1 protein-coding gene is annotated in these 590 nt (G+C 71.2%); it reads left to right on the top strand.

What is annotated here, in order from left to right:
• Positions 1 to 194: 194 nt before the first annotated feature.
• On the top strand, positions 195 to 431 hold the full coding sequence (locus EBE87_RS29330; protein ID WP_233560299.1) for a hypothetical protein: 237 nt from the start codon (positions 195 to 197) through the stop codon (positions 429 to 431).
• Positions 432 to 590: the final 159 nt, after the last annotated feature.

The following is a 590-nucleotide window of genomic DNA, read 5'->3' as shown; positions in this document are numbered from 1 at the left end:
CCACGTCCCGCAGGCTCAAGCTGAACACATGGTAGAGCCAGACGGCATGGCTGATGATCTCCGCCGGGAAGCGGTATCCAGGGGCCGGGAAGCGGTATCCAGGGTAGGTGGGACAGTCTGCCGTCATCCCGTCAGATTGCCCTAGCTCAGCTGTTCCGACCACCGCCCATCAACTTGCCAATGCCCTGCGGGCGGTGGCCGCGGCGGCGGAGCGGCGGCTGGGGCCACAGGGCGTGGAGCAGAGCCTCACAGCCAAGGCGGCCGAGGCTGCCGCGCCGTCGCGCGAGGGGCTGGCAGGAGTTGGACGGGCCGTGGCGGCGATGCGGGAGGGGCAGCGGGCGGTGCAGGCGCAGGAGCGCGTCCAGGCACGGTCGCAGGCGGCGGAGCAGCAGCGGCTCGGGATCCGGCGGGGACCGGGGCTGGGCCGCTAGCGGTCACCGCCCAGCGGTACCGGCCTCGGCCACCAGGGCCGAAGCGTCATGCTCCGTCTGCTCCCGTGTGATCGCATCGAAGGCGTCCCAGAACTCCTGCGGCGAGATCGGGTACATCGTCTCGATGTCCATGATGGCCTTGGCCGCCAGCGCGGCGTC

This window comes from Teichococcus wenyumeiae, from assembly GCF_003696345.1.
In the GTDB taxonomy this organism is placed as follows: domain Bacteria; phylum Pseudomonadota; class Alphaproteobacteria; order Acetobacterales; family Acetobacteraceae; genus Pseudoroseomonas; species Pseudoroseomonas wenyumeiae.
This window is presented reverse-complemented; position numbering and strand designations above follow the sequence as displayed.